A 24587-nucleotide genomic window follows, 5' to 3' on the forward strand; every position below is an offset into this window, starting at 1 on the left:
GCCTTAACCGTCACGGTTTCGAACAAGGGTTACCGCTTCTTAGCGGAGACGATGAGATCTCCTTGGGTCACGTCAACCGACTTTCCCCCGAAACCAGTCCTCCTAACTTCCAGAGCCACTGGTGGTATTGGACCTCCCCTTCTTTTGCAGGGTTATCCGGCTCTGTCAGCCAACTTGGTATGCCGCCTGTTCCGGGTTTTGCCTTCGCATCCTCCGCACCTCTCCTCGCGGACAAAGCACTATGCGTCAGCTATGCACTTCCGCCACCTCGCGGTGTGCTAGAGACTTTCACTCCTTAGTCGATTGCGCTGCCAAGCGCACAAAAGGCCGTCCCGCATGTAACGGAACGGCCGGTGCTGCCATTGCCAGTCGAAGAGAACTTAGAGCTCGAACTTCTCGGACTGACGCGCTTCTTCTTTCAGCAAAGTATACATACCGCTAGCCTCGTCCTTCTTGGTCGTCTCCACAATCCGTTCAACACGAACGGTGACGATTTTCTGGCCGTACCCAATCTTCAGCTCGTCGCCGACTTTGACGGTGCTGCTTGCTTTGGCTTCACGATCGTTGATCCAGACGCGCCCTTGCTCGGAGACGTCCTTCGCGACGGTACGCCGCTTGATCAAACGCGATACTTTGAGAAATTTATCAAGACGCATGATTACTTAATTGCGTCCTTCAGTTTATTGCCGGCTTTGAACGCTGGAACCTTGGATTCTGCAATTGTGATCGGGTTGCCTGTTTGCGGGTTACGGCCAGTACGACCGGAACGCTTACGCGTTTCGAATGTGCCGAAGCCGATCAGTTGTACTTTGTCGCCGCTTGCAAGTGCATCTGTAACTTCACCCAGGAAGCCGTTCAATACGGATTCCACGTCACGCTTAGTGAGTCCGCTCTTAGATGCAATGTTGTTGATCAAGTCAGTCTTGTTCATTCTTCAATTACCTCCTAAATGAATTATACTTTTAGGCAGCTAAACGCCGCCGCATAGCTGATTCCCTCAAGTGGTACTATTCTGCAGTTAGCAAATAAATCCTGCTTTTTGGAAAATATTTTCGGAGTTTGTGAGGAAAAAAGCCGAAATTTGACGAATCTCTTTCTCTATTTACTAGGGAAGCCGTTTTGCTTCTTCCCAGTAACGATCCATCTCTGTTAAATCAGTGTGGTCAAAGGTTCGGCCGCTTATACGAAGCTGTTCCTCAATATATGAAAATCGTTTCTTAAATTTTTGATTCGTACGTGCTAGAGCCTCTTCGGGATCTGCTTTTATGAATCGCGCCGCATTTACAGCTGCAAATAATAGATCTCCAAGCTCACCCGCTTGTTCCTCCGCATCCTTGCTAGCGATCGCTTCACGCAGTTCAGCAAGCTCCTCGGCAATCTTGTCCAGCATCGGACCTGCCGTATCCCAATCGAATCCAACCTTCGCCGCTTTCTTCTGAAGCTTATAAGCTTTCATCAGTTCTGGCAGACCTGGCGGAATGCCGTCCAGCTGCGACGCTTGGGACACATCGATGCCTTTGCGCTGCTTCTCCTCGGCTTTCATCTGATCCCAATTCGCAAGCGCTTCGGCTGCGTTATTGGCGTCGGTATCGCCAAATACATGAGGATGGCGGAACAGCAGCTTCTCATTGAGCGACTGAATGACATCATAGACGGAAAAGGTTCCTACTTCCTCTTCCATCTGGCTGTGCAGCATCACCTGCAAAATGACATCGCCGAACTCTTCGCGCATGCCGTCAGGATCGTCGTTATCGATGGCTTCGATCGCTTCATACGTCTCTTCGATGAAGTTCTTGCGGATCGAGAGATGCGTCTGCTCATGGTCCCACGGGCAGCCTTCCGGACTGCGAAGAATCGCAACGATCTCATGCAGCCGTTCAAACGTGCGGTTGCGAAGGGCGTCGTCGGACGAACGAGGCAAGTAAATCAGAGAAAGATTACCGTAGCCGGGTGTGCGGTCCAGTTCGTACAACGGCACCGTCAGGATCTGCTCCTCGCCGGGAACGCCAAGCGCATGACCAATTACGATCGGATGATCGTCAGGCAGCAGCTCCATTAGCGAAAGCTTGACGTCAGAGGCGGTGTACTCGTCGTACACTTGTCCAATAACGGTGTGCAGATCAGTCCGGATCAGCGAAGACTTCAGCTCAGCCGCGTCCAGCAGCTGAAAACCTTCGATCGGGTCAAATCCGAGCCTTGTAAAAGCTTGATCGAGGAAGCTCTCGCCGCCGAGAATGTGCAGTTCAATGTCGTGCTCCGGGCATCGCTCCCGCAGCAGCTGCACGCTTCGCTCCGCCACCATCGGATGTCCAGGAACGGCGTAAATGACATTACCCTTGGTTGCAGCATTCTCAATCAGCTGTGTGGTAATCGCTTCGTAGACGTCCGGGAACGAATCCATCTGCTCGTAGATGGTGTCGAACGACTCGTAGCTCAGCTTGTTGTCGTGGAACAAGCGCATCATCGGATGCTTGTCCGTACGCACATAGCGGTGCTCCGCTTCCTGCAGCCGGCGCCAAACGCCCAGCGTCAGCTGATCTTCGTCCCCGGAGCCGAGTCCGACGACGGTAATGGTTGTTGGCATATGTATTCCTCCTTGGAAGGTTGGTGATGATCGATTGCGTGTATGATATTAGGATAAAACCTAAGCTAGTCGCGCGGGAGCAGCCGCAAGGCCTGCAGCTTGGCGGCGAGCGCGCCGCCGCCCGGGAGCGCGCGCAGCTCGCGCGCGGTGATGCCGCCGAAGCGAAGCACGGCGGCGAGGAACACCGCTCCGCCGAGGGCGACGCCCCCGAGCGCGAGCGCAGCCGCCGCCGCACGCGGCGGCAATGGGCCGAGCAGCGAGGCTGCGCCGCGCTCGGCCGGAACGAGCACCGCGGCCATGACCGCGAGTGCGAGTGCGATGCCCGCGGTGCGCCGCGCGGGCATGGCCGCGCCGGCGGCGCGGCGGACGGCGCCCGTGCCGAGCAGGGCGGCCGCCATGAGCGCCGCGATTCCGGCGCAGGCGGCGCCGGCGATGCCAAACGCCGGCACGAGGGCGGCGTTGAGCGCCGCCTTCAGCGCTGCCGCGGCGAGCATGAACAGGGCGGGGGCGCGAACCGCCCCGAGCCCTTGCAGCACCGCCGCGGTTAGCGCACTGACGGTGCCGGCCAGCGCCGTGCACCCGACAAGGGCGAACGTACGCGTGCCTTCATCGTCCGCGTACAGCATCACATTGATGGGCTCGGCCAGCGCCGCGAGCCCGATTGCCGCGGCTGCGCCGAGCGCCCACGCGAAGCGCAGCACGAAGGTCGCGTGCTCCCGCATCGCAGCCTTGTCGCCGTGCAAGCGCGCGGCCGCAAGCGCGGGAATGAGCGCGGTGCCCATCGCGCCAGCAACCATGACGACCAGCTGCACAAGCGGCTGGCCCCGGCTATAGAGGCCGAAGAGCGCCATCGCTTCGGCCTGTTCATCGCCCGCGGCGCGCAGAAGCCGCGGCACTGTAAAAGAATCGACGACGCCTAGCATCGGCACGGCAAGCGCCCCGAGCGTCACCGGTATTGCAAGCATAATGAGTCGGCGCATTAAGGCTTGAAGGCTCGTCCATTCGCCAGAGGCTTGACCACCGAGACTTCCAAGCCGTCTCACGACCTGAACGCCACGCCGCTCCCGCAGCCATATCCCAACCATGACCGCAAGCCCGGCCGTCCCTCCGATTGCCGAGCCTGCTGTCGCACCGGCGGCGAGCTTCGCATCGCCCCAGCCGTAATGCCAGCCGATCGCCAGCAGCGTCAGCATGCCCGCAACGCGAACGGTCTGCTCCGACAGCTGCGAAGCAGCGGACGGCAGCATTTCATTCCGTCCCTGATAATAGCCGCGCAGTGCAGCCATAACAGGCACAACCCACAGCGCGAGCGCAGACATTCGGATCGCCTGCGCCGCTTCCGTATCGCCCATCCATGCGGCGACCACGTCAGCCCCGCCCCACATCGGGACAAAGAGCACCGCGCCGTAGCCGAACAACAACATGGCGCTGGCCCTTAATATTCGCCCCGCCCCGCTGTGATCGCCATGCACCTCCCGCTCGGCAACAAGAATCGATATCGCAACCGGGAACCCGGACGACACAATCGCCAGCAGCAGCTGGTAGAGCGGAGCTACCGCGTTATAAATGCCGAACACGCGGTCACCGGCTATATTTTGCAGCGGAATCTTCTGGAGCGTCCCGAGCGCTTTGCTAATGAGCGCCGCGGCCCCCATAAGCGCGGCTCCCTTAAACACGACTGCCCGTCCACCGCCGAAGCCCGCACTCCTGCTCGAGCTTGCTCCAATCTCCTGCCTATATTTCAACAACCTGCACCTGCCTATCTCTTCTCCTGCTCCCATTATACCCCAAAGTGCAATGATACAGAAAAAAGCTCCCAAGAAGACCGCTCTTCAAGGAAGCTTATTATGTGCTACTGCTCCATTTGCTTCGCGAGGAAACCGGCTGCCGTTTCTGCCATCTTCGTTTCCATCTGCGACATCTTCGTATTCTCATCCTTGCTCAGCAGGACGACTGTACCGATTGGATCGCCGCCCGCCACGATAGGCGCAGCCACGAAGGAGCTGAACGTCTCGCCGATATCCTTCACCACTTCAAACGAGCCGCCGCCCGCTTCCATCACGGTCTTGCGGTTTTCCATACAGTTTTCCAGCATCGATCCGATCTGCTTCTCGAGGTAGTCCTTCTTGGACGCTCCCGCTACTGCAATAATGTTATCCCTGTCTGTAATCAAGGTAATATGACTCGTGCTCTCCGAGAGAGACTCCGCATATTCCTTGGCAAAGTCGCCAAGCTCCCCGATCGGGGAGTATTTCTTCAAAATCACTTCTCCATCGCGATCAACGAATATTTCCAGCGGGTCGCCCTCGCGTATACGCAGTGTTCGGCGAATTTCCTTCGGGATAACGACCCGGCCGAGATCATCGATACGACGGACAATTCCAGTTGCTTTCATGTTCTAGTTGCCCCACTTTCCTTGAAGGTTTTGAATTGGACTGGAGTTAACGCGCTTGCTGCAATTTCTATGGTTCAAGAGGAGAGGATCCTTGAATAAGGTGATTATCGATCTGACCATAGTATTCATCCCCTCCCAATTTCTTATGCACGTGGAAAAGGGGCTAAAGCCTTGATTCACCGCGGCTGGAGAGATCTACCACTTCAGTCCTGGATGCAAGTGCGCGGCCTCCATTAACAGCTAGCCTGCACTAATTAGTTGGAAATATCCAAAGAGGTGGCTAAAAACGAAAAAACTGCCGCTCGAATGAGAGCGGCAGCCCGGTGCGCCTAGTTTCTAATGCCGATTATGGGGCGCGAACTCACGAACGCCGGATTCGATCCGTTGGATTCGATCCGGCAGCTTGAGCCACAATGGATATATCCATTATAGAAGGCCGAAATCGGCTTGATTTGTGGTCTATAATGGAAAAATCCACTCATTTCTGCTTAAAAGCGGCTATAATCGCCCTTTCAGCCAAAAATGAGTAGAAAAATCCAATATAGCTTCGGAGAAGCAGCTATTTTGGAGAAAATGAGTGGATTTATCCAATATAGCGGGTGGGGTGGGGCCGTTGTGCTGGATCCGGCAGTCGCCGCAGCGAGGCCACGCGGCCAATCCCCCTTTGCGGAGCGCGCTCCTGCGGCGGTCGCTGTGCTGTGCTCCGGCAGTCGCCGCAGGCGGCGCTGAGCCGTGATCCGGCCAATCGCTCCGGCCTGTCCCCGCAGCGATACCACGCGGCGAATCCGCCTACCAGTTTCACTGCTCTTTCGGCACCTTCTGCGATCGCTACAGGGGCAACACCCTCATCCCCCGACGCTCTAACGAAGCGCGGCAGAATGCCGGAAAAACATAATCCTCACGATATGACCGAACAGCCCCAGCAATCGTTTATTGAAGTTACTTCGCGGATTTGCGTCTTGATGACTTGAAGCATTTTTCGTTCTCGTAGCGGTCCCTGTCTTCGTCTCCTTCGGCATCCTTCGGTCACTCCCCCGTGTTTAATGCTTCAACAACAGCCCAAGCTCCCGCTTCAGCGCCAGAAATTCCGGCAGCTCGCGCACCTCCGGTGTCCGCTGAGCCGGCAGCATAACATCAAATGTCTTCAAGATCCGCCCGGGACCTGCTCCCATGACGACGACTCGCTGCGACAGGAATACCGCCTCGTCGATGTCGTGAGTGATGAAGAGAACGGTCGTCTTCTCTTTCTCCCACACCTCAAGCAGCATCTCCTGCATTTCAAGCTTTGTCTGCGCATCAAGCGCGCCGAATGGCTCATCCATAAGCAGCACCTTCGGCCGATTGGCAAGCGCCCTTGCGATGGCAACCCGCTGCTTCATGCCGCCGGACAGCTGCTTCGGGTACGCATTGGCGAACGACTCCAGCTTGATCACTTTCAGAAAATGATTGCTGATCGCCCGGCGCTCCAGCGTCGATATGCCCTTCAGCTTCGGGCCGTACTCGATGTTCTCGCGCACTGTGAGCCACGGGAACAGCGTGTAGCCCTGGAACACCATGCCCCGCTCCGCTCCCGGACCGATAACCTCTTCACCGTCCAGTGTCACCAAGCCTTCGCTCAGCTCATCGAGCCCTGCCACAATGCGGAGCAGCGTTGATTTGCCGCAGCCGGATGGGCCGACGATCGTCACGAACTCGTTCGTCCGCACGTTCAAATCGATGCCGCGCAGCGCTTCAAACCGGCTTTTCTTCGTTTCGTACACTTTGCTTAGGCCGCTAATCGCAATCTCGCCCCGCTGCGCCGACGCTTTGTCTGTCTCTACCGCGCGGACGCTTCTTCCCGCTTTATCCTGCAGCGGAGCAGCCTCCGCTGTCCGTTTTGCCGCTTCCATGGCACTCACTCCTTAATCAGTCGCTATCGTTTAATGCGGAATGACGGGCTTCTAAGCTTCTAAGCTTCTGCTTCTATGCCCAAGGGAACAGCCGGCGGTTCAAGAACGCGAAAATCCGGTCGCTGATAAGCCCGAGCAGCCCGATGACGATGATGCCGACGAAGATTTGATCGGTGTTGAGGAACCGCTGCGCCTTCATAATGGCGTAGCCGAGACCGCTATTGACCGCGACAAGCTCCGCGACGACGAGGTACGTCCATGCCCAGCCAAGGATGAGCCGGAGTGTGTTCATAAGCTGCGGCTGAATAGCCGGGATAAGCACCGTTTCGATCGCCTTCCACCGCCCGGCACCAAGTGTGAACGAAGCTTGCAGCAGATCATGTGAGACGCGCCTAGTATTGTCGGCCACCATCAGCACGAGCTGGAAGAAGCAGCCGATGAAGATGAGGAGGATTTTCGCCCATTCCCCGATACCTGCCCATACCATGATGAGCGGAATGAACGCGACAGCCGGCATGTAGCGAATGAACTCCATCGGCGGCTCGACGAATGCCTCGCCGTACTTGAACGTCCCGGCGAAGATGCCGATCGGAATGCCGATGACACAAGCGAGCAGGAAGCCCGCCGATACACGGAAAACGCTGATGCCGATGTGATGCCAATACTCGCTGGTGCCGAGCATATGGAACATCTCGACGAACACTTTATCCGGCGTCGGCAGGAAGACCGGATTGACCGATTCTGTATAGCTGAGCAGCGACCAGACCGCGAACAGCAGGAGGAAGGAGAAGCCTGCCGTGAATGCAAAAGGCCGGTTGCCAATATCTTTGAAGATTTGAAGCCGGTCCGGCTTTCTCTTCTTCGCTCTCGTTGCAGTTGCTGGTGCAGCCGCTGATGCGGTAGTTGTCGTCGTTGTCGTTGGCGCGGTCATAGCGCTCACTCCTTCGCTGCTTTTTCAACAAACGATGAATCGAAGAGGGCGTCAAAATCTTTAATTTCATCGACCATATCGAGGTTCTTCAGGAAGTCCGCCGTCTTCTGCGCCGTGTAAGGTAGCGAAGTGTACTCTTCGCGCTTGCCGAACGCCGTAACGTTGTCTTCCTTCGTGAACAGCTTGATGCTCTCAAGTCCAAGCTTGAAGTCTTCCGGCGTTGTCTCCGCCTTCTTCGCCATGAGCTCGATCGCTTCATCTTGGTGTGTCTTGAAGTACTCCAACGCATCGAACCATGCGTCAACGATCTTCTGGATGTCATCCGGGCGATTCTTCACGACATCATCGCGGAACACGAGCAGATCGGGAATAAGTCCCGGCGTATCCTTCGAGGAGAAGAGCACCTTGCCCTTGCCTTCCTTCACCGCTTTGGTCTGGAACGGCTCCCATAGGACGGATGCGTCTGTTTTGCCGGAGATAAACGCTGGACCTGCATCGTTAACCGTCATATTGACGTAATTGACATCCTTCTCGGACAATCCGTTCTGCGCGAGAGCCGTCAAAAGGAGAAGATGATCGACTGTACCAAGCTCGGTCGCTACCGTCTTGCCTTTCAAATCCTTGATCGACGTGATGTCAGGCTTGCTTACAATTGCATCGCCGCCGAAAGAGTTATCGTTGACGAGTACCGCTTTAAGACCAATGCCCTTCGATGCCGGAGCTAACGTATCGCTCAGCGTCTGGCTGTTGGCGTCCACCTTGCCCGTCGAGAGCGCTTGGAGGGAATCGCTGTAGACCGGGAACCACTTGAGATCGACTTTGACGCCATGCTTGTCGAAGAAGCCTTTCTCATCGACGAGGAACCAGAAGAACCAGCCCGGCCATGGGCTGAGCGCAATCGTAATCGGTGAATCATCCACGCCTGTCGAAGCGTCTTTCGAGCCCCCGCAGCCAGCGAGCGTAATAAGCATTGCAGCAAGTACAGCTACCGTAACCGTTCGTTTCATCCTTCTCTTCATTCGTCCCCACTCCCATCGTTTTCTCTATTGCACCTCAAGGCAGCCCCGCAGCAGGCGGGAACCTTTGTACAAGAATAGAAAAAGCCTAAGGAGAGTTCATCTCCCAGGCTTTTATCCTTCCGTGTATATGAAGCGAGGGCTTCATACGCCATCTCTCGGACCAGCTAGCACTTTAGCGCAGTGCTACGGAACCCTAGACAGCTTGTTGTTCCCTATCGGAATGCGGGGAACCGATATTTTGTTTGTTAGATTATCTAACATCTATCTGTATAATAAAAGGATGGTTATGGGTATGTCAACACTTGTGTTAGGTTTTATTACACATTTACATGAGCTACACAGTCAAGTAATGCCGGATGACCTCATCATTCAAGTCGGAGAGACCGCCTTCCCAGGCGATCGAACCTTTCTCGATGATGTAGAAATAGTCGCCGACGCTCTTCACGAACTCCAAGCTTTGCTCCGCAAGCAGAATCGACATCTCCCCGCCCGACTTGATCGAGCGGATCACATCGCGGATATCCTCCACGATGGACGGCTGAATGCCTTCGCATGGCTCGTCGAGCAGCAGCAGCTCCGGTCCCGCTGCGAGCGCTCTGGCAAAAGCAAGCTGCTGCTGCTGGCCGCCGCTCAAATCCCCGCCCCTGCGGTCATACATCGCAGGAAGCACCGGAAACTTGGCGATCGCGGACTCCGGTATCGCGAGGTGCCGCTTCTTCCCCTTGGCTGCTTCCAGTCCGAGCAGCACATTCTCGAACACCGTCAGCTGCGGGAATATCTCACGCCCCTGCGGCACGTAGCCGATCCCTTTCTTCGCCCGCTCACCCGGCGGCCGCTTCGTGAGATCATTGCCTTTGAAAGTCACCGTTCCCCGGCGCGCCTTGAGCACGCCCATGATGCTCTTCATGAGCGTCGTCTTGCCGACTCCGTTGCGCCCGAGCAGGCAGACAACCTGCCCCGGCTTCACCTGGAGCGTCACCTGCCTTAAGATGACGCTCTCTCCGTATCCCGCTTCAAGCTGTTGAACGGCTAGCATCGGCATCCCGCCTTTTCCCTAAATACACTTCTGCCACGCGGTCATCGCGCTGCACCTCTTCCATCGACCCTTCCTTCAGCAGCCGCCCTTCGTGCATGACCGTCACCTTGCTCGCGAAGCTGCGCACGAATTCCATATCGTGCTCGACCACGACAATCGACTGCGTCTTGCGGATATGCTGCAGCAGCTCGCCGGTTTTCTCCGTCTCCCGGTCGGTCATGCCTGCAACAGGCTCATCGAGCAGCAAAATCTCCGGCTCCTGCAGCAGCATCATGCCGATCTCGAGCCACTGCTTCTCGCCATGCGACAGCCCGCCTGCCCGCCAGTCTGCTTTCCCTTGCAGACCGACCATCTCCAGCTGCGCCGCTAACCGATCCGTTTCTCCCGATCGCAGCTTGGCGCGCAGTGCGGCGAAGACGCTTCGATTCTGCTTCATCGCGATTTCGAGATTGTCATAGACGGTCAGCGATGGGAAGATCGACGGTGTCTGAAACTTCCGGCCAATGCCTAGCTCCGCAATCTGATGCTCCCGCTTGCGCGTAATATCCACGCCGCCTCGCAGCATCACTTTGCCCGAAGCCGGCTTCACTTTGCCGCAGATCACGTCCAGCATGGTCGTTTTGCCAGCGCCGTTCGGCCCGATGAGAAACCGCAGCTCGCCGCGCGTCAGCGTCAGGTCCATCCCTTGTACCGCCTTGAAGCCGTCGAAATCAACGGTCACACCGTCACACTGCAGGATTACGGACTCCACTCGTTCGCTCATCCGACTCCCTCCCCTTTCTTCTTCCAATCCCTCTTAACTGGCCGATCAGCCCGGCAGCGCCTTTTGGCAGGAACACGACAACAACGACAAACAATGCACCAAGGAATAACGTCCACATATCCGGATAAGACTCGCTGAACGTACTCTTCGCAGAGTTGAGCAGCACCGCTCCAAGAACAGCACCGCCAAGCGTGCCCCGACCGCCAATAGCTACCCAGAGCACCATCTCGATCGACGGCACGATGCCCATCATCGACGGCGAGATAATGCCGACATGCAGCACGAACAGCATACCCGCAAGACCTGCGAGCCCAGCCGATATTGCAAAAGCGACCATCTGGTAGATCGCCGGATTGTATCCGATGAAGCGCACCCGGTTCTCGCCGTCCCTGATCGCGCGGAGCACTTTGCCGAAGCGGCTCTTAACAAGGAATCGACAGAGCAGGAAAGCGCCAATGAGCACCCCCACGGTTACAAAATACAACCAGCGTTTCGTTTCCGGAGATGCGAGCGAATAGCCGAACAGCTTGCTGTAGCCCGTCACGCCGTTGGTTCCGCCCGTGTACGCTTGCTGCCCGACGAACAGCGTCGTCGTGATGATAACAAGCGCCTGCGTGAGGATTGTAAAGTAGACGCCGCGAATTCGGTTGCGAAACGTCACATAGCCGAGGATAAGCGCAAGCAGTGCCGGCAGCAGAATGCCTGCGGCAATCGCGAAGCCAATGGACTCGAAGGGCTTCCAAAACCATGGCAGCACGGTTAGGCCGCTCCAATCCATGAAGTCCGGCAGCCTGCCTCCGCTCGCCGCAAGCTTCAAGTACATCGCCATCGCATAGCCGCCCAAGCCGAAGAATACGCCGTGGCCGAGGCTGAGTATGCCCGTATAGCCCCAAATCAGGTCGAGCCCCAATGCAACAATGGCATACGCCAGAAATTTAGCCAGCAGGTTAAGCCGGAAGTCGCTTAGCATAAGCGGCGCGCAGAAGAGAACGGCCGCCGATGCAGCATAAACCGCCAAGAGCCATAGCCGCCGGGATGTCCATGTTCGTAGCTGCATGCCCACACCACCTTTCGCCGAGGATCGCATGTCGCAACCTCCGCTTATTAGTTATCAAGCGATCGTGAACGCATCGCCACAAGCCCGCTTGGCTTCCACTGCAGGAATGCAACGATGCACAAGAACACAAGCACCTTCCCGAGCGAAGCCGTCGTCCAATATTCGAACAACGTATTCGACAAGCCGATTCCGACCGCGCCGAACACGGTGCCGACGAGCTTGCCTACGCCTCCAAGCACGACGACCATAAAGGCGTCGACAATATAATAAGTGCCGATAGACGGCCCGATTGGTCCAATGAGCGTTAGCGCGCAGCCCGCAATTCCGGCGATGCCCGAGCCGATCGCGAAGGTTACCGCATCGACGCGGCGCGTCGAGATGCCGAGGCAGGCCGCCATCTCCCGGTTCTGCATGACCGCCCGCATCCTACGTCCGGAGTGACTACGGTAGATGTACACATACATGAGGAACAAGCAGACGAGCACGAGACCGAGAATAAACAACCTTTTGTATGGTAAGACAACATCACCGAGCACTGTCATACCGCCGTTCAGCCACTCCGGACTCGTGACGCCGACATTCGGCGCGCCGAAGATGCTGCGTGCAATCTGCTGGAGCATGAGACCGACGCCCCAAGTGGCAAGCAGGCTGTCGAGCGGGCGCCCATATAAGAAGCGGATGAGACCCATTTCGAGGACAAGACCGAATAAGAAAGCGACGATGAAGCTCGCAGGGATAGCGAGAACGAAGTACCAGCCGAAGAGCGAGGCTGGCATGTAGGAGGTGAACAGATTTTGCACAACGTAGGCGGTGTACGCCCCGATCATAATGAGCTCGCCATGCGCCATATTAATGACCTTCATGAGCCCGAACGTAATGGATAACCCCAGCGCAATCAGCAGCAAAATCGAGCTGACGCTAATTCCGTTAAACAGCTGCAGTACGACAACGTCCATGCACCCACCCCTTATCGTCCAACAAGCGAAAACGGCCGCACCGCCGGGCAGCGGCGGCACGGCACGATTTTCATCATGGAGGGATTCTTACTTGCCTTCGCTGAGGCTAGCCGCCCACGTGTAACCTTTCAGGAACGGATCCGGCTTCACCGGGTCGCCTGAATTCCACACTTCCTTGAACTGGCCGTCCGTCTGCACCTCGCCGATACGGACTGTTTTGTACAAGTGCTGGGTATCGCCGTCAATCTTCACTTTACCTTCCGGCGCGTCCCACTCGAGGCCTTTCGCCGCGTTTTTCACTTTCTCGACGTCCGTGGAGCCCGCCTTCTCAACTGCTGCAGCCCACAGGTAAACGGCATCGTAGCCCGCTTCAATCGGGTCGGCCGTCACGCGGTCCTCGCCGTATTTCTTCTTATAGTTCTCAACGAATGTTTTGTTGGCAGGGGTGTCTGTCGTTTGGTAGTAGTTCCATGCGGCGTATGTACCTGCGAGGACGTCTGTGCCGATACCGCGAATTTCTTCTTCCGCAACGGAAACGGACAAGGTCGTGAGGTCTTTGGAGGTAATGCCGGCATCCTTCAGCTGTTTGAAGAACGCGACGTTGCTGTCGCCGTTCAGCGTGTTGAACACGACATCCGGCTTCGCTTCTTTAATCTTGGCGATGACTGTGGCGTAATCGGTATGGCCGAGCGGCGTATACTCTTCGCCTGCGAGCTCTCCGCCTTCGACCTTAAGCTGTTCTTTGATGATTTTGTTTGCTGTGCGCGGGAATACGTAGTCTGAACCAAGGAGGAAAAATTTCTTGCCTTTGTTCTGGAGGAGCCAGCTGACTGCGGGCACGATCTGTTGGTTCGTTGTAGCGCCTGTGTACATGATGTACGGTGATTGCTCCAGTCCTTCATACTGCACCGGATACCAGAGCAAGCCCTTCAGTTCCTCGAATACGGGCAGCATCGCTTTGCGGCTCGAGGACGTCCATCCGCCGAACACCGTCGCGACTTTATCTTCGGAGATGAGCTTTCGCGCCTTCTCCGCAAAGGTCGGCCAATCCGATGCGCCGTCTTCGACGACCGGCACGATCTTCTTCCCGAGCACGCCGCCTTTGGCATTGATTTCGTCGATCGCCATCATTTCCGAGTCTTTCACAGACACCTCGCTGATCGCCATCGTGCCGCTGAGAGAATGAAGAATGCCGACTTTAATTTCCCCGCCGCTGCTTGAGCTCGCCGAATCTGTCGTCTGTGCGGCCTCATCCGTTGATGCGGCTTTATTATTGTCTGTACCGCACCCCGCAAGCGCCAAGCATAATGCAATAAGCACTGCCGCACCGCTTTTAGCCTTCCTACTCTTCATTCTCCCACTCCCAATCCCTATTTTTTCTCTATTCCGAACGTTTTACTGGATATGGCTTCCAACGTTCGTGGTCTCATTATAGAATCCGGTTTAGATTCATGTCAATAAACTTTACACAAAAGAGCTAAATATTTCTTTTGTTGCGGATGTGCCGAGACGGAATATCATATTTATGTTAGATTTAATTACATATAATTTGATTAGAAAAGCATTGAGTTATCGACTGACATAACTCAAACCTAACATGTGCGTCCTCCTCAGAAATGCGAAAAGCCGGACAAGCAAGTTGTGCAATTTATTCCATTTCCCTGTTGCCATCCATGCTGCCTCGCCAATTGGAAAACCAAAGCGCACAAAAAAACGGACAAGCAGATCCCTCTGCTCATCCGGCTCCACTTTCCACTTCTGCTTCTGCCTTACTTACTTCACGAATGCAATGCAAACTGGCTTGTTCGTCTCGATGCTGTACCCTGTCGGCTGCAGCTCGCCTGTCGCCTGATCGATGCGATACGTGACGATATTGCTCGATTCCTGATTCGCTGCCACCAAATACTCCCCATCCGGCGAAATCGCGAAGTTACGCGGCGTCTGCCCGCCGCTTGGCGCGAACTGCACGAGCTCAAGCGTACCACCCGCATCCACTCGATAAACCGCGATGCTGTCATGCCCACGGTTCGATGCATATAGGAAGCGTCCGTCAGCAGTCACGTGGATATCTGCGCAAGTTGTCGCATCCGTGAACGACTCCGTCAGCGTCGAGATGACCTGCTTCAGCGTCAGCTGCGACTGCTCCGCTTCATAACTATAGACAGCAACGGTGCAGTCGAGCTCATTGATAACATACAGAATCGGCTGCTGCGGATGGAACGCCATATGCCTTGGACCCGCTCCCGGTGCTGCAGCTGTCGCCCCTTGCTTCACCAGTTTCTTCGCTTCCTGGTCGATACGGTACGAGACAACTTCGTCTGTGCCGAGGTCAGCTACAAGCACATAACGTCCTGCCGGATCGACTGTCGCCGAGTGCGGATGCGGCGCTTCTTGGCGATCGTCGCGCGGGCCGCGGCCTGAATGCACAATATGATCGGCAAGCTCTACCGAGCCGTCCTCTCCGATTGCATACAAACAGAAATTGCCGCCTGTATAGTTCGTCGCGACAAGCAGCCGCTCGCTTGGATGCAATTCGACATGACATGGCGAGCCGCCGAGTGTGGATGCGTCATTAATCGACGTAAGTCCGCCGGTATCGCCTGTCAGCGCGTAGCTCAGCACGCTGCCCGGCTCCGCGCCAGTCTCGCTTACTACATAGAGATGAGTGCCTGCTTTATTTACTCGTAAGAAGGATGGATTAAGAACGCCCGCCAAACCGGACAACCGGCTGATCGCGCCAGTCTCCGTATCAAGCAGCATGGCCGAAATGCCTTCCTGCTCCGCTGAGGTATAGGAACCTACAAAGAAAAGCTGCTGCGCCACTGTATGACCTCCCAAGAAATAGTTGTATAAAAGTCAAAACAAGCCCAGCCCTTGAATGCGCAGGCTGAGCTTGTCTTGTTGTTACCGGAAGCTTCTAGGATCGCCCTATATTACTTCGTTTCTGTTTTTGTGCTGTTATTCGTAGTAGCGTCTTTGTTCGTGTTCGTTGTGCCGCCCGAGTTCGTTGTACCCGAATTCGTGCCGCCGGCATTATTACCCGTACCAGCCGCTGGTGTTTCTGCCTTCGGCAGATCGATCTTCGTAATTTGCTTCGGAAGCTCGTCCGTCATGAACTTGTTCAAGTTCGTGGATGCGAGCGAGGACTTGAGTTCTTCCTTATCCGCAGCCGTCAGCTTATCGAACGCAGTCGGTGTACGCTTCTCAACCTTCATGACATGGTAGCCGTACTCCGTCTTCACAGGATCGCCGATTTTGCCGATTGGCTGTTTGTTCGCCGCATCTTTGAATTCCGCTACCCAGCTCTTCGCTTGTTGGTCTTCATACAGACCGCCGTTATCCTTGGAGCCTGGATCTTCGGAGTATTTCTTCGCAAGTGTTGTCCAGTCGCCGCCCGCATCCAGCTGTGCTTTTACTTCTTTTGCAAGCTTAAGCGCATCTGCATCTTTACGCTTCTCTGCGCCTGTTGTTGTATCGACAGTCGTAATCAGAATATGACGAACGCTGATAACGTTATAGTCGTCTTTTACCGTGTCGAATTGCTTCTTCACTTGATCGTCCGTAATCTTGCTCTCTTGGTCCTTCATGATCGTCGAAATCATCGTGAAGAAGTAACGGATGTCTTTCTCCGTAAGTCCTGCATCGTCCACTTTCTTCTTCGTTGCCTCGTCCGCATCTACCGCTTGCTTCAGCTGCGTATAGAAGGTATCGACATTTTTCTTTTCTTCATCTGTCTGTTTCTTATCAGCAAGTGGCTTGTACAAAATTTTGTACCCGATATATTCACGCAAGAACTGCTCCTGCAGCTGCGGAATGCTTAAGTACATTTCCGTCTGCGGTTGAACGACGCCGAAGAACGTGGAGTAGAGCTTGAACTCCTTGTCCGTAACGGTACCGTCCTTATACGTTGCAATCGTCTTGCCTTCGCCGGCTCCTGGAACTCCGCCGCTTGCCTCCTCGTTCTTCTTGCCGCAGCTTGCCATCAGCGTGATGACAAGAACGCCGGCAAGGACAAGCAGGAGCGATTTTCTCCATCCTTTAGTGCGTAGCATTCTGTAGTTCCCCTTTCGATTGAATGGTGTCTTTATAATGCGTCAAAAATCGTTCCAGCAGCTCCAGCTTTTGCTCCACCTGAAGCCCTTTGCCCCTTAATTGCATAAGAGGATAAGGCTCTTGTCCGGTCGAGCGCTTGAATCTGTTCTCCAGCTGCAAGCAAAGCATGTCAACCTTCTTGTTGTCGAACCGCTGCTTCTCCCGTTCAGCGAATTTCAACGAGACATCGTCGCCTTTTCCGCTAATTTGTTCGATTCCGCATGCAGCACCGAACACTTTCAGACGGGCAACGGACAGTAAATTGTCGACCGCCTGCGGCAAATCGCCGAACCGGTCCACAAGCTCCTCGCGCAAATCGTCAATTTCCTCCAATGCACGCACCGCAGCCACTTTCTTATAAATCTCTATCTTCTGTATGCTATCGTAAATATAGGAAGACGGCAAGTAGGCATCGATGCTCATATCGATGACCGTGCTTACTTCCTTCACCGGCGCTTCGACTTCGCCGTCCATGCCGGCCTTGCGCTTGGCAATCTCATCGGCGAGCATTTGCGAGTACAGGTCGAAGCCGACGGACGCAATGAAGCCGTGCTGCTCCGCACCGAGCAGGTTGCCCGCTCCGCGGATGGACAAGTCGCGCATCGCGATCTTGAAGCCGGAGCCCAGCTCCGTGAACTCCTTAATCGACTGCAGCCGCTTCTCGGCCACCTCAGTCAGCACTTTATCCCGCTGATACGTGAAATACGCGTAAGCGATCCGATTCGATCGGCCGACCCGTCCGCGCAGCTGATACAGCTGGGACAAGCCCATCTTGTCCGCATCGTGGACGATGAGCGTATTCACGTTCGGAATATCAACGCCTGTCTCAATGATGCTGGTGCTGACAAGCACATCCGACTCCCCGTCCAGGAAGTCCAGAATCGTCTTCTCGAGCTCCTGCTCGGACATTTGGCCATGGCCGACAGCGACGCGCGCATCCGGCACGAGTCCGTTGATCTGCTCCGCGATTTGATGGATGCCCTGCACGCGGTTATAGAGGTAGTACACCTGGCCGCCTCGCGCCAGCTCGCGCTCGATCGACTCCCGGACGAGCGACGGACTATACTCGACGACATACGTCTGAACCGGGAACCGGTTCTCCGGCGGCGTCTCGATGACCGACAGGTCGCGCACGCCGAGCATTGACATATGGAGCGTCCGCGGAATCGGCGTTGCCGTCAGCGTCAGCACGTCGACGTTCGTCTTCAGCCGCTTCAGCTTCTCTTTGTGCGACACGCCGAAACGCTGCTCCTCATCGACAATAAGCAGCCCCAAATCTTTAAAGATAATATCCTGCGACAGCAGACGGTGCGTGCCAATAACAACGTCGACCGTACCTGCCTTCAGCCCTTTCATCGTCGCGGTCTGATCCTTCTTCGAACGGAATCGGCTCAGCACCTGCACGTTGAACGGGAAGCCCGAGAACCGCTCGCGGAACGTCTCATAGTGCTGCTGCGCGAGAATCGTCGTCGGCACAAGAATCGCGACCTGCTTGCCCTCGATTGCCGCTTTGAACGCCGCACGCACCGCTACCTCCGTTTTGCCGTAGCCCACGTCGCCGCAGAGCAGCCGGTCCATCGGACGCGCCGTCTGCATATCCTTCTTGATCTCGCTGATCGCGCGAAGCTGATCCGTCGTCTCATCGTACGGGAACATGGCTTCAAATTCATTCTGATAGGACGTATCCTGGCCAAAAGCAAAACCCGTCGTCGCTTGCCGCTCCGCATACAGCTTAATGAGCTCATCAGCAATATCCTTGACGGACGACTGCGCTTTGCTCTTCACCCGTGTCCATTCGCTGCCGCCAAGCTTATAGACCTTCGGCTCTTTCTCTTCGTTGCCGACATACTTCTGAATCAGGTCAATCTGTTCGATCGGAACGGACAGCTTGTCGCCGCCCGCGTACATAATATGCATGTAGTCCTTATGAATACCGGCAATTTCAAGCGTGCCGATGCCCATATATTTGCCGATGCCGTGGTTCTGATGAACGACGTAATCGCCAACCTTCAGCTCCGTATAGCTCTTAATGCGCTCCGCATTGTCGATCTTCTTGTCGAGGCGGCGCGCCTTGCGCTGCTTCTGCGAGAACATCTCGCCCTCGGTAATGACGATCAGATGAATGGACGGCAGCTCAAAACCGCTCTGGAGGTTCCCCTCGAGGAGCGTAGGCGGTTCAATGCCATAGTCGTGCAGCACCCGGCGCATCCGGTCCATCCGCTCGGCGTTGCCAGCTAGCATAATGACAGTCGCGCCTGTTTTGCGCCAGCGCTCCATCTCCGCCTTCAGCACGTTCATTTGGCCATGGAAATTCTGCATGGAGCGGCAGACGACGTTCAGGATATTTTGCGGCTGTGTATGCGGTATTTGCCTTAAGAACAAGGATAAGAACAACGTTTGGAACGGACGATGGAACAGGACGTCATCCGCTGGGCGCGCCAAAGCAAGCGCAGGCAGCGCCTTGCCATGCGTCATCAGATGCGTCGCCCACTCCGCTTCATCCCGCTCCAGCTGGCGGCCCGTCTCAATCAGGCGCGTCGGCTCGTCATAGATGAGCAGCGTGTCCTTCGGCATATAATCGAATAAGGTTTGCCGCTCCGGATAGAGCAGCGAAATATATTTATAGATTTCCGGAAAATAATGATGCTCCCGCAGCTTCTCGATCTCCGAGCCGATCTCCGACCGCAGCCGGTCCTTCGCCGTCCGGTCCGTCATCTTCGCCAGCTGCTGCTCAAGCAGCGACGCAGCATGTTCCGCGGCATTCTCGAAACGGCGTCGATCGGCCATTAACTCTTGGCATGGCGGCACGCTATAATGCTGCAGCTTCTCAATCGACCGCTGATCGGTCTGATCGAACGTACGGATCGAATCGATCTCGTCGTCGAACCATTCGATCCGGTACGGATGCGGCGAAGTCAGCGGGAACAGGTCGACGATACCGCCCCGGACACTCATTTCCCCTTTGCCTTCCACCTTATCGACACGCTCGTAGCCGAGCTCTACCAATTGCCGTAAGAACGCTTCCAATGATAGCGTCTCGCCTACGCGCAGCTCCGCCCGCGCGGACGCCATTACGCTGCTAAGCGGCAGGTAGCGACGGACGCCGGAGAACGGCACGACAACAATCCCGCGAAACCCTTGGGACAGCCGGATCAATACATCCATCCGCTGAGCCAACGTTTCCGGGCTCGATATAGCTGCTTCCGCAGCGACTAATTCATTGGCTGGATAGAGCAGCACCTCGTCCTCGGATAAGCACTCCACCAAGTCTTCCGCGATCTTCTGTGCCGCGAACATGTTGTGGGTGACGACCAGCATCGGGCGATCGAACTCATGCTTCAGCGCCGCGATCATCACTTGCCTTGATGAGCCTGCCAGCCCGGAAATGAGCTGCTCCTGCATCCCTTTCTTGATCCCGGATACGATGGATCCAAAGTCCGTATCCGCAGTGTAAGCTTCCAGTAATGCTTTCAACTTCAGCGGCACCTCGTTTCTTTCAAAAAAACCAATCCCATCAGTAGGTTCACGCAGGAACCTTAGGAACCGTATGAATAGTTAAAAAAAGAAGCCTCAGCCATGCGCCAAGGCTCTTAAAGTCCCGCACTAACCGTGCAAACCCGCCTGCTATTGCAGCGGATTCGATACAAGCAGCAGCTCCGGGTTGTTATCAATTGCCTCGCGACAGTAGTCGCAAACCACGTTGACCGTAACGTCCCCGTTTGGATTATAGGCTATTATATCGCTGCGCTCTTCGGGGGTCAAGAAATGGAAACCGAGTTGAATCTCCGACACATGGTCGCTGTTGATCGACCCCATGGCCGATTTACAGTGCCGGCAAACGTAATTTACAGCCATATGTATGCCTCCTGAGTAGTTGTTATACCCTGGCCCTCGAACTTTCTCTAAACAGTGAGCCTCTCTCACTGTTCAGTTGTACTTCCAAGTTCGCTGCCCTTGGTATGCATTCTACCCTCAGTATGCCCGCATACGGCGATATTTAACGGTTATATTTGGCCATCGTCCGCTCGAATGAATTCGTCAGCGCGAACTCTGCGGCATCGCAGGACTCTTCCACCATGCTCTTCAGCAGATCGGCTTCGCTCTTCGGGAAATTCGAGAGGACATAGTCCGATATGCTCATGCCCGGCTGTGGGCGCGAGATACCTACGCGAATCCGATTGAAGTTCTGTGTGCCCGTATGTTGAATAATCGATTTAATGCCGTTATGGCCGCCTGCGCTGCCTTGGTAACGAAGACGGATCTTGCCCGTCGCTGTATCCATATCATCATAAACAATAATGGCATCCTCGAGATCGGCTTTAAAATAATCCATGAAGCCTCGTACCGTCTCACCGGACAGATTCATATAGGTCATCGGTTTAATAAGCGCGACCTTCGTGCCGCCCACGTTGCCTTCACCGATCAAGCCCTTACATTTGCTCTGCGTTACATTGATGCCCCAGCGCTTCGCGAGCATATCTACAACCATAAACCCGACGTTATGCCGCGTCCCTTGATAGGCGGTGCCGGGGTTGCCGAGTCCGACAATCCATTTCATGCTGAACCTTCACTCCTGCTCTGCTACAAAATATTCATGCTGCTTGCGCAGCGATACTACCTGCTGTCCAATATTTTCTACAGACCGAGGCGAATTACCTGCGACTTTACATAGAAAAAAGTAAAAAAGGGCTGCTTCTTGCCTGCAGCCCTTGATCCTTATTTTTCAAATCTGACTGCGTGCATCTCTGCTTCATGCGAGCGCTGCTCGGCTTCGTGTGCTTCCACGGCCTCGTCGTGCGCTTCCTCTGCTGTAAGCTCGAGCTGAGGCGCCAGAATCGTTACGATCACTTGGTCGCTGTCCATCTTCGTCGTTACGCCCTCCGGCAGCTGGATGTCCGACAGCAGCAAGTTCTCGCCAATGCCGAGGCTTGCTACGTTGATCTCAATCTGCTCCGGAATACGATCCGGCAAGCATTGAATTTCCAGCTCATGCAGCATCGGCTGCAGAATGCCGCCCTCGCGAACGCCGACGGAATCGCCGACAAGTTCAAGGCGTACCGGTGTCTTAATCATTTCATTCATGTTCACTTGATGGAAGTCTACGTGAATGACATGGCGCGAGACCGGCTCCCGCTGTACTTCATTCAGCATCACAGGCTGCTTGCCTGCGCCAGGGATATCGAGCTCCAGCAGCGAGTGCGGGTGGGAGCGTAGCAGCGCAGCCAGCTCCTTCTCATTCACTGTTACCGTAATCGGCTTGCTCAGCTTCGTTCCATATACGACGCCAGGTACATTGCCCTGCTGTCTCATTTGTCTCAATTGGCCTTGGGTCGAAACCGTCCGTTCTTGTGCACGAAATGGTATTGCCATGTGGAACCCTCCTTGCGAAATAGATTCCATATATTCATACCCATTCCTGACCTGAAATAAACGAACGCCGTTATCCCTTGGACTGGCTTTCCTTGCGCGCCTTGGCACGTCCGCGCAGCTTCTCCGCGTAGCCCGGCTTGTTCACCTGACGCTCGCGGGCGATTGCTACGTCGTTCTCCGGCACGTCCTGCGTAATCGTCGAACCTGCTACCACATATGCGCCGTCGCCAATTTTCACAGGTGCAATGAGGTTAACGTTGCTGCCGACGAATGCACGGTCGCCGATCTCTGTGAGCGACTTGTTATATCCATCATAATTGACTGTGATGGCGCCGCAGCCGATATTCACGTCTTTGCCGACCTTCGCGTCACCCACGTAAGCCAGATGAGATACTTTCGTGCCTTCGCCAAGCTCTGCATTCTTGATTTCGACGAAATCGCCGATTTTCACGCCAGTACCAAGCTTCGCACCCGGACGCAAATAAGCAAATGGACCTACGGCACACTCATCGCCGATGAACGCTTCTGTCGTGACCGATTGCTTCACCGTTACGCCGTTGCCAACCTTCGTATCCGTCAGATCCGCGTTTGGTCCGATGATGCAGTCTTCCCCGATTACCGTACTGCCGCGAAGAACCGAGCCCGGATAAATGACCGTATCCGAACCGATCTCGACATCTGCTTCAATATAAGTCGCTGCAGCATCGATAATCGTTACGCCGTTAATTTGGTGCTTACGCACGATACGCGCGCGCATCAGCGCTTCTGCTTCGCCGAGGCCGACGCGGTCGTTCACGCCGATACCTTCGGAGTAGTCCGGCGTGCAGTATGCACCTACCGTTTCGCCTGCTTCACGCAGAATTTCCATGACATCCGTCAGGTAGTACTCGCCCTGCGCGTTCTGGTTCGTCACCTTCGCCAGCGCTTGGAACAACTTCTTATTGTCGAAGCAGTACATGCCCGTGTTAATCTCCGTAATTGCCGCCTGCTCCGGCGTGCAATCCTTCTGCTCCACAATGCGCAGCACATTGCCCGCTTCGTCGCGGATAATGCGGCCAAGGCCTTGCGGATTCGGCACTACAGCCGTCAACACGGTAGCTGCCGCTTCATTCTTCGTATGAATCTCGAGCAGCGACTTGATGGTGTCCGCTGTAACAAGCGGCGTATCCCCATACAAAATAACCGTCGTTCCGGACTCTTCGCCAAGCAGCGGCTCTGCCATACGCACGGCGTGGCCTGTACCGAGCTGCTGCGCCTGAAGCACGAACTCTGCGCCGTCGCCCAGATACGATTGGACCGTTTCCGCACCGTGGCCAACAACAACGACGGTACGCTCACAATTTGCTTCTTTGACCGTTTGCAGCACATGCCCAACCATCGGCTTGCCGCATACCGGGTGAAGTACTTTATATAATTTCGATTTCATTCGTTTGCCTTGGCCTGCTGCGAGAACAATTGCCATTACTTTCAAAGGAACTCCTCCTCCTATAAATAGGGAGTTTAACTGGAGGTTAAACTCTCCCTCTTCCGAAACGCTCACCTTATCTGTTTAACCTTAATTGGCTATTATACGCAAATTCGATAAATGCTCTACTGATGATAGCGTATTACAAGGCAAAAGAAAAGAGAGCCCCGCAAGGCTCTCTTCACTTATTCGAAGTACTCTGTTGCTTACGCGCCTTCTTCGATTACGTCTTCTTCTGTTGCAGCACGCTCGTATTCAGCGAGTACGGCAGCTTGAATCTTCTCCCGTGTCGTCGATGAAATCGGGTGAGCGATATCGCGGAACTCTCCATCAGGAGTACGCTTGCTTGGCATTGCCACAAACATTCCATTGTTACCGTCTATCACGCGAATATCGTGAACGACAAATTCATTGTCAATGGTAATCGAGGCGATTGCCTTCATCCGACCTTCGGAATTAACGCGGCGGAGTCTAACATCGGTTATTTGCATCTGTGTTCACCACCTTTATCCATCTAAGACTTGGTGTAGTACTTCCACATCTCAATGCAAAATCCTTCACAAATACGGAAAATATTTGATAAGATTTGAAGTTTTTTTCTGGAAAAAATATTATCTCACACGATTCGACTTATATCGATACGATGAGCTCGATTTCGACAAGGACATCCTTCGGAAGCCGCGCCACTTCTACGGTCGAGCGTGCTGGCTTATGATCGCCGAAGTACGATGCATAGATGCTGTTCAGCGCAGCGAACTGGTTCATATCTTTAATAAACACCGTTGCCTTCACAACATCTGCGAACGTTGCACCCGCTTCTGCGAGCACCGCCTCCAGGTTGCGGAACACTTGATGCGTTTGTTCCTCGATGCCGCCTTCTACGAGCACGCCTTCTGCGGTAAGCGGGATTTGGCCGGATGTGAACAGCATGTTGCCGAGCTTCACGGCTTGGGAGTAAGGACCGATCGCGGCTGGCGCTTTATCGGTTGCAATCATTTGCGGCTGTGCTTTCATGTGCAAGAAATCCTCC

22 protein-coding genes and 1 riboswitch are annotated in these 24587 nt (G+C 55.1%); all 22 genes read right to left on the bottom strand.

The window, feature by feature from the left end; translation table 11 throughout:
* Positions 1-380: 380 nt before the first annotated feature.
* Positions 381-656: an RNA-binding S4 domain-containing protein gene (locus tag A8990_RS27405; RefSeq protein WP_116192215.1), complete on the bottom strand. Its 276-nt coding sequence runs from the start codon at positions 654-656 to the stop codon at positions 381-383.
* A 2-nt stretch (positions 657-658) separates the two neighbouring features.
* Complete coding sequence (locus A8990_RS27410; protein WP_116192216.1) at positions 659-931, bottom strand: HU family DNA-binding protein; 273 nt, start codon at positions 929-931, stop codon at positions 659-661.
* Between the two features lie 174 nt (positions 932-1105).
* Positions 1106-2584 (bottom strand): bifunctional methyltransferase/pyrophosphohydrolase YabN, encoded by a 1479-nt coding sequence (gene yabN / locus A8990_RS27415; protein WP_116192217.1) that lies wholly within the window; start codon positions 2582-2584, stop codon positions 1106-1108.
* A gap of 65 nt (positions 2585-2649) precedes the next feature.
* The gene (locus A8990_RS27420) at positions 2650-4365 is read right to left on the bottom strand and encodes a polysaccharide biosynthesis protein (RefSeq protein WP_116192218.1); all 1716 of its coding nucleotides are present in this window, start codon (positions 4363-4365) and stop codon (positions 2650-2652) included.
* Positions 4366-4436: 71 nt separating this feature from the next.
* On the bottom strand, positions 4437-4979 hold the full coding sequence (gene spoVT / locus A8990_RS27425) for a stage V sporulation protein T (RefSeq protein WP_116192219.1): 543 nt from the start codon (positions 4977-4979) through the stop codon (positions 4437-4439).
* Between the two features lie 1040 nt (positions 4980-6019).
* Positions 6020-6868, bottom strand: a complete 849-nt coding sequence (locus A8990_RS27430) for an ABC transporter ATP-binding protein (RefSeq protein ID WP_116192220.1) — start codon at positions 6866-6868, stop codon at positions 6020-6022.
* A 73-nt stretch (positions 6869-6941) separates the two neighbouring features.
* Complete coding sequence (locus A8990_RS27435; RefSeq protein ID WP_116192221.1) at positions 6942-7799, bottom strand: ABC transporter permease; 858 nt, start codon at positions 7797-7799, stop codon at positions 6942-6944.
* 5 nt (positions 7800-7804) lie between these two features.
* Positions 7805-8818, bottom strand: coding sequence for an ABC transporter substrate-binding protein (locus A8990_RS27440; protein ID WP_116192222.1), 1014 nt, complete (start codon positions 8816-8818; stop codon positions 7805-7807).
* Positions 8819-8916: 98 nt separating this feature from the next.
* A riboswitch (guanidine-I (ykkC/yxkD leader) is annotated at positions 8917-9026 on the bottom strand.
* 126 nt (positions 9027-9152) lie between these two features.
* Entirely contained in the window at positions 9153-9860 is a 708-nt protein-coding gene (gene urtE, locus A8990_RS27445; protein WP_425463937.1) for an urea ABC transporter ATP-binding subunit UrtE, read from the bottom strand.
* Complete coding sequence (gene urtD, locus A8990_RS27450) at positions 9832-10617, bottom strand: urea ABC transporter ATP-binding protein UrtD (protein WP_116192224.1); 786 nt, start codon at positions 10615-10617, stop codon at positions 9832-9834. The genes urtE and urtD overlap by 29 nt, the downstream gene beginning before the upstream one ends.
* Positions 10580-11674, bottom strand: a complete 1095-nt coding sequence (gene urtC, locus A8990_RS27455) for an urea ABC transporter permease subunit UrtC (protein WP_116192252.1) — start codon at positions 11672-11674, stop codon at positions 10580-10582. Before urtC ends, urtD begins: the two co-directional genes overlap by 38 nt.
* A 47-nt stretch (positions 11675-11721) precedes the next feature.
* Entirely contained in the window at positions 11722-12630 is a 909-nt protein-coding gene (gene urtB, locus A8990_RS27460) for an urea ABC transporter permease subunit UrtB (RefSeq protein ID WP_116192225.1), read from the bottom strand.
* A gap of 87 nt (positions 12631-12717) precedes the next feature.
* Entirely contained in the window at positions 12718-13983 is a 1266-nt protein-coding gene (urtA, locus tag A8990_RS27465) for an urea ABC transporter substrate-binding protein (RefSeq protein WP_116192226.1), read from the bottom strand.
* A gap of 420 nt (positions 13984-14403) precedes the next feature.
* On the bottom strand, positions 14404-15453 hold the full coding sequence (locus tag A8990_RS27470; protein ID WP_181909809.1) for a lactonase family protein: 1050 nt from the start codon (positions 15451-15453) through the stop codon (positions 14404-14406).
* Between the two features lie 110 nt (positions 15454-15563).
* Positions 15564-16682 (bottom strand): peptidylprolyl isomerase, encoded by a 1119-nt coding sequence (locus A8990_RS27475; RefSeq protein WP_116192228.1) that lies wholly within the window; start codon positions 16680-16682, stop codon positions 15564-15566.
* Positions 16669-20196 carry a transcription-repair coupling factor gene (gene mfd, locus A8990_RS27480; RefSeq protein WP_116192253.1) on the bottom strand — a complete coding sequence of 1176 codons (3528 nt, stop codon included), beginning with the start codon at positions 20194-20196 and terminating at the stop codon, positions 16669-16671. The genes A8990_RS27475 and mfd overlap by 14 nt, the downstream gene beginning before the upstream one ends.
* A 150-nt stretch (positions 20197-20346) precedes the next feature.
* Entirely contained in the window at positions 20347-20577 is a 231-nt protein-coding gene (gene fin, locus A8990_RS27485) for an anti-sigma-F factor Fin (protein WP_116192229.1), read from the bottom strand.
* Positions 20578-20719: 142 nt separating this feature from the next.
* Complete coding sequence (gene pth / locus A8990_RS27490; protein ID WP_116192230.1) at positions 20720-21280, bottom strand: aminoacyl-tRNA hydrolase; 561 nt, start codon at positions 21278-21280, stop codon at positions 20720-20722.
* Positions 21281-21438: 158 nt separating this feature from the next.
* Positions 21439-22092: a 50S ribosomal protein L25 gene (locus tag A8990_RS27495; RefSeq protein WP_116192231.1), complete on the bottom strand. Its 654-nt coding sequence runs from the start codon at positions 22090-22092 to the stop codon at positions 21439-21441.
* Positions 22093-22162: 70 nt separating this feature from the next.
* Complete coding sequence (gene glmU / locus A8990_RS27500) at positions 22163-23563, bottom strand: bifunctional UDP-N-acetylglucosamine diphosphorylase/glucosamine-1-phosphate N-acetyltransferase GlmU (protein WP_116192232.1); 1401 nt, start codon at positions 23561-23563, stop codon at positions 22163-22165.
* A 200-nt stretch (positions 23564-23763) separates the two neighbouring features.
* Positions 23764-24048: a septation regulator SpoVG gene (spoVG, locus tag A8990_RS27505; RefSeq protein WP_116192233.1), complete on the bottom strand. Its 285-nt coding sequence runs from the start codon at positions 24046-24048 to the stop codon at positions 23764-23766.
* Between the two features lie 139 nt (positions 24049-24187).
* Complete coding sequence (locus tag A8990_RS27510) at positions 24188-24571, bottom strand: RidA family protein (protein WP_116192234.1); 384 nt, start codon at positions 24569-24571, stop codon at positions 24188-24190.
* Positions 24572-24587: the final 16 nt, after the last annotated feature.

This window comes from Paenibacillus taihuensis (assembly GCF_003386535.1).
Taxonomy (GTDB): Bacteria; Bacillota; Bacilli; order Paenibacillales; family Paenibacillaceae; genus Paenibacillus_Z; species Paenibacillus_Z taihuensis.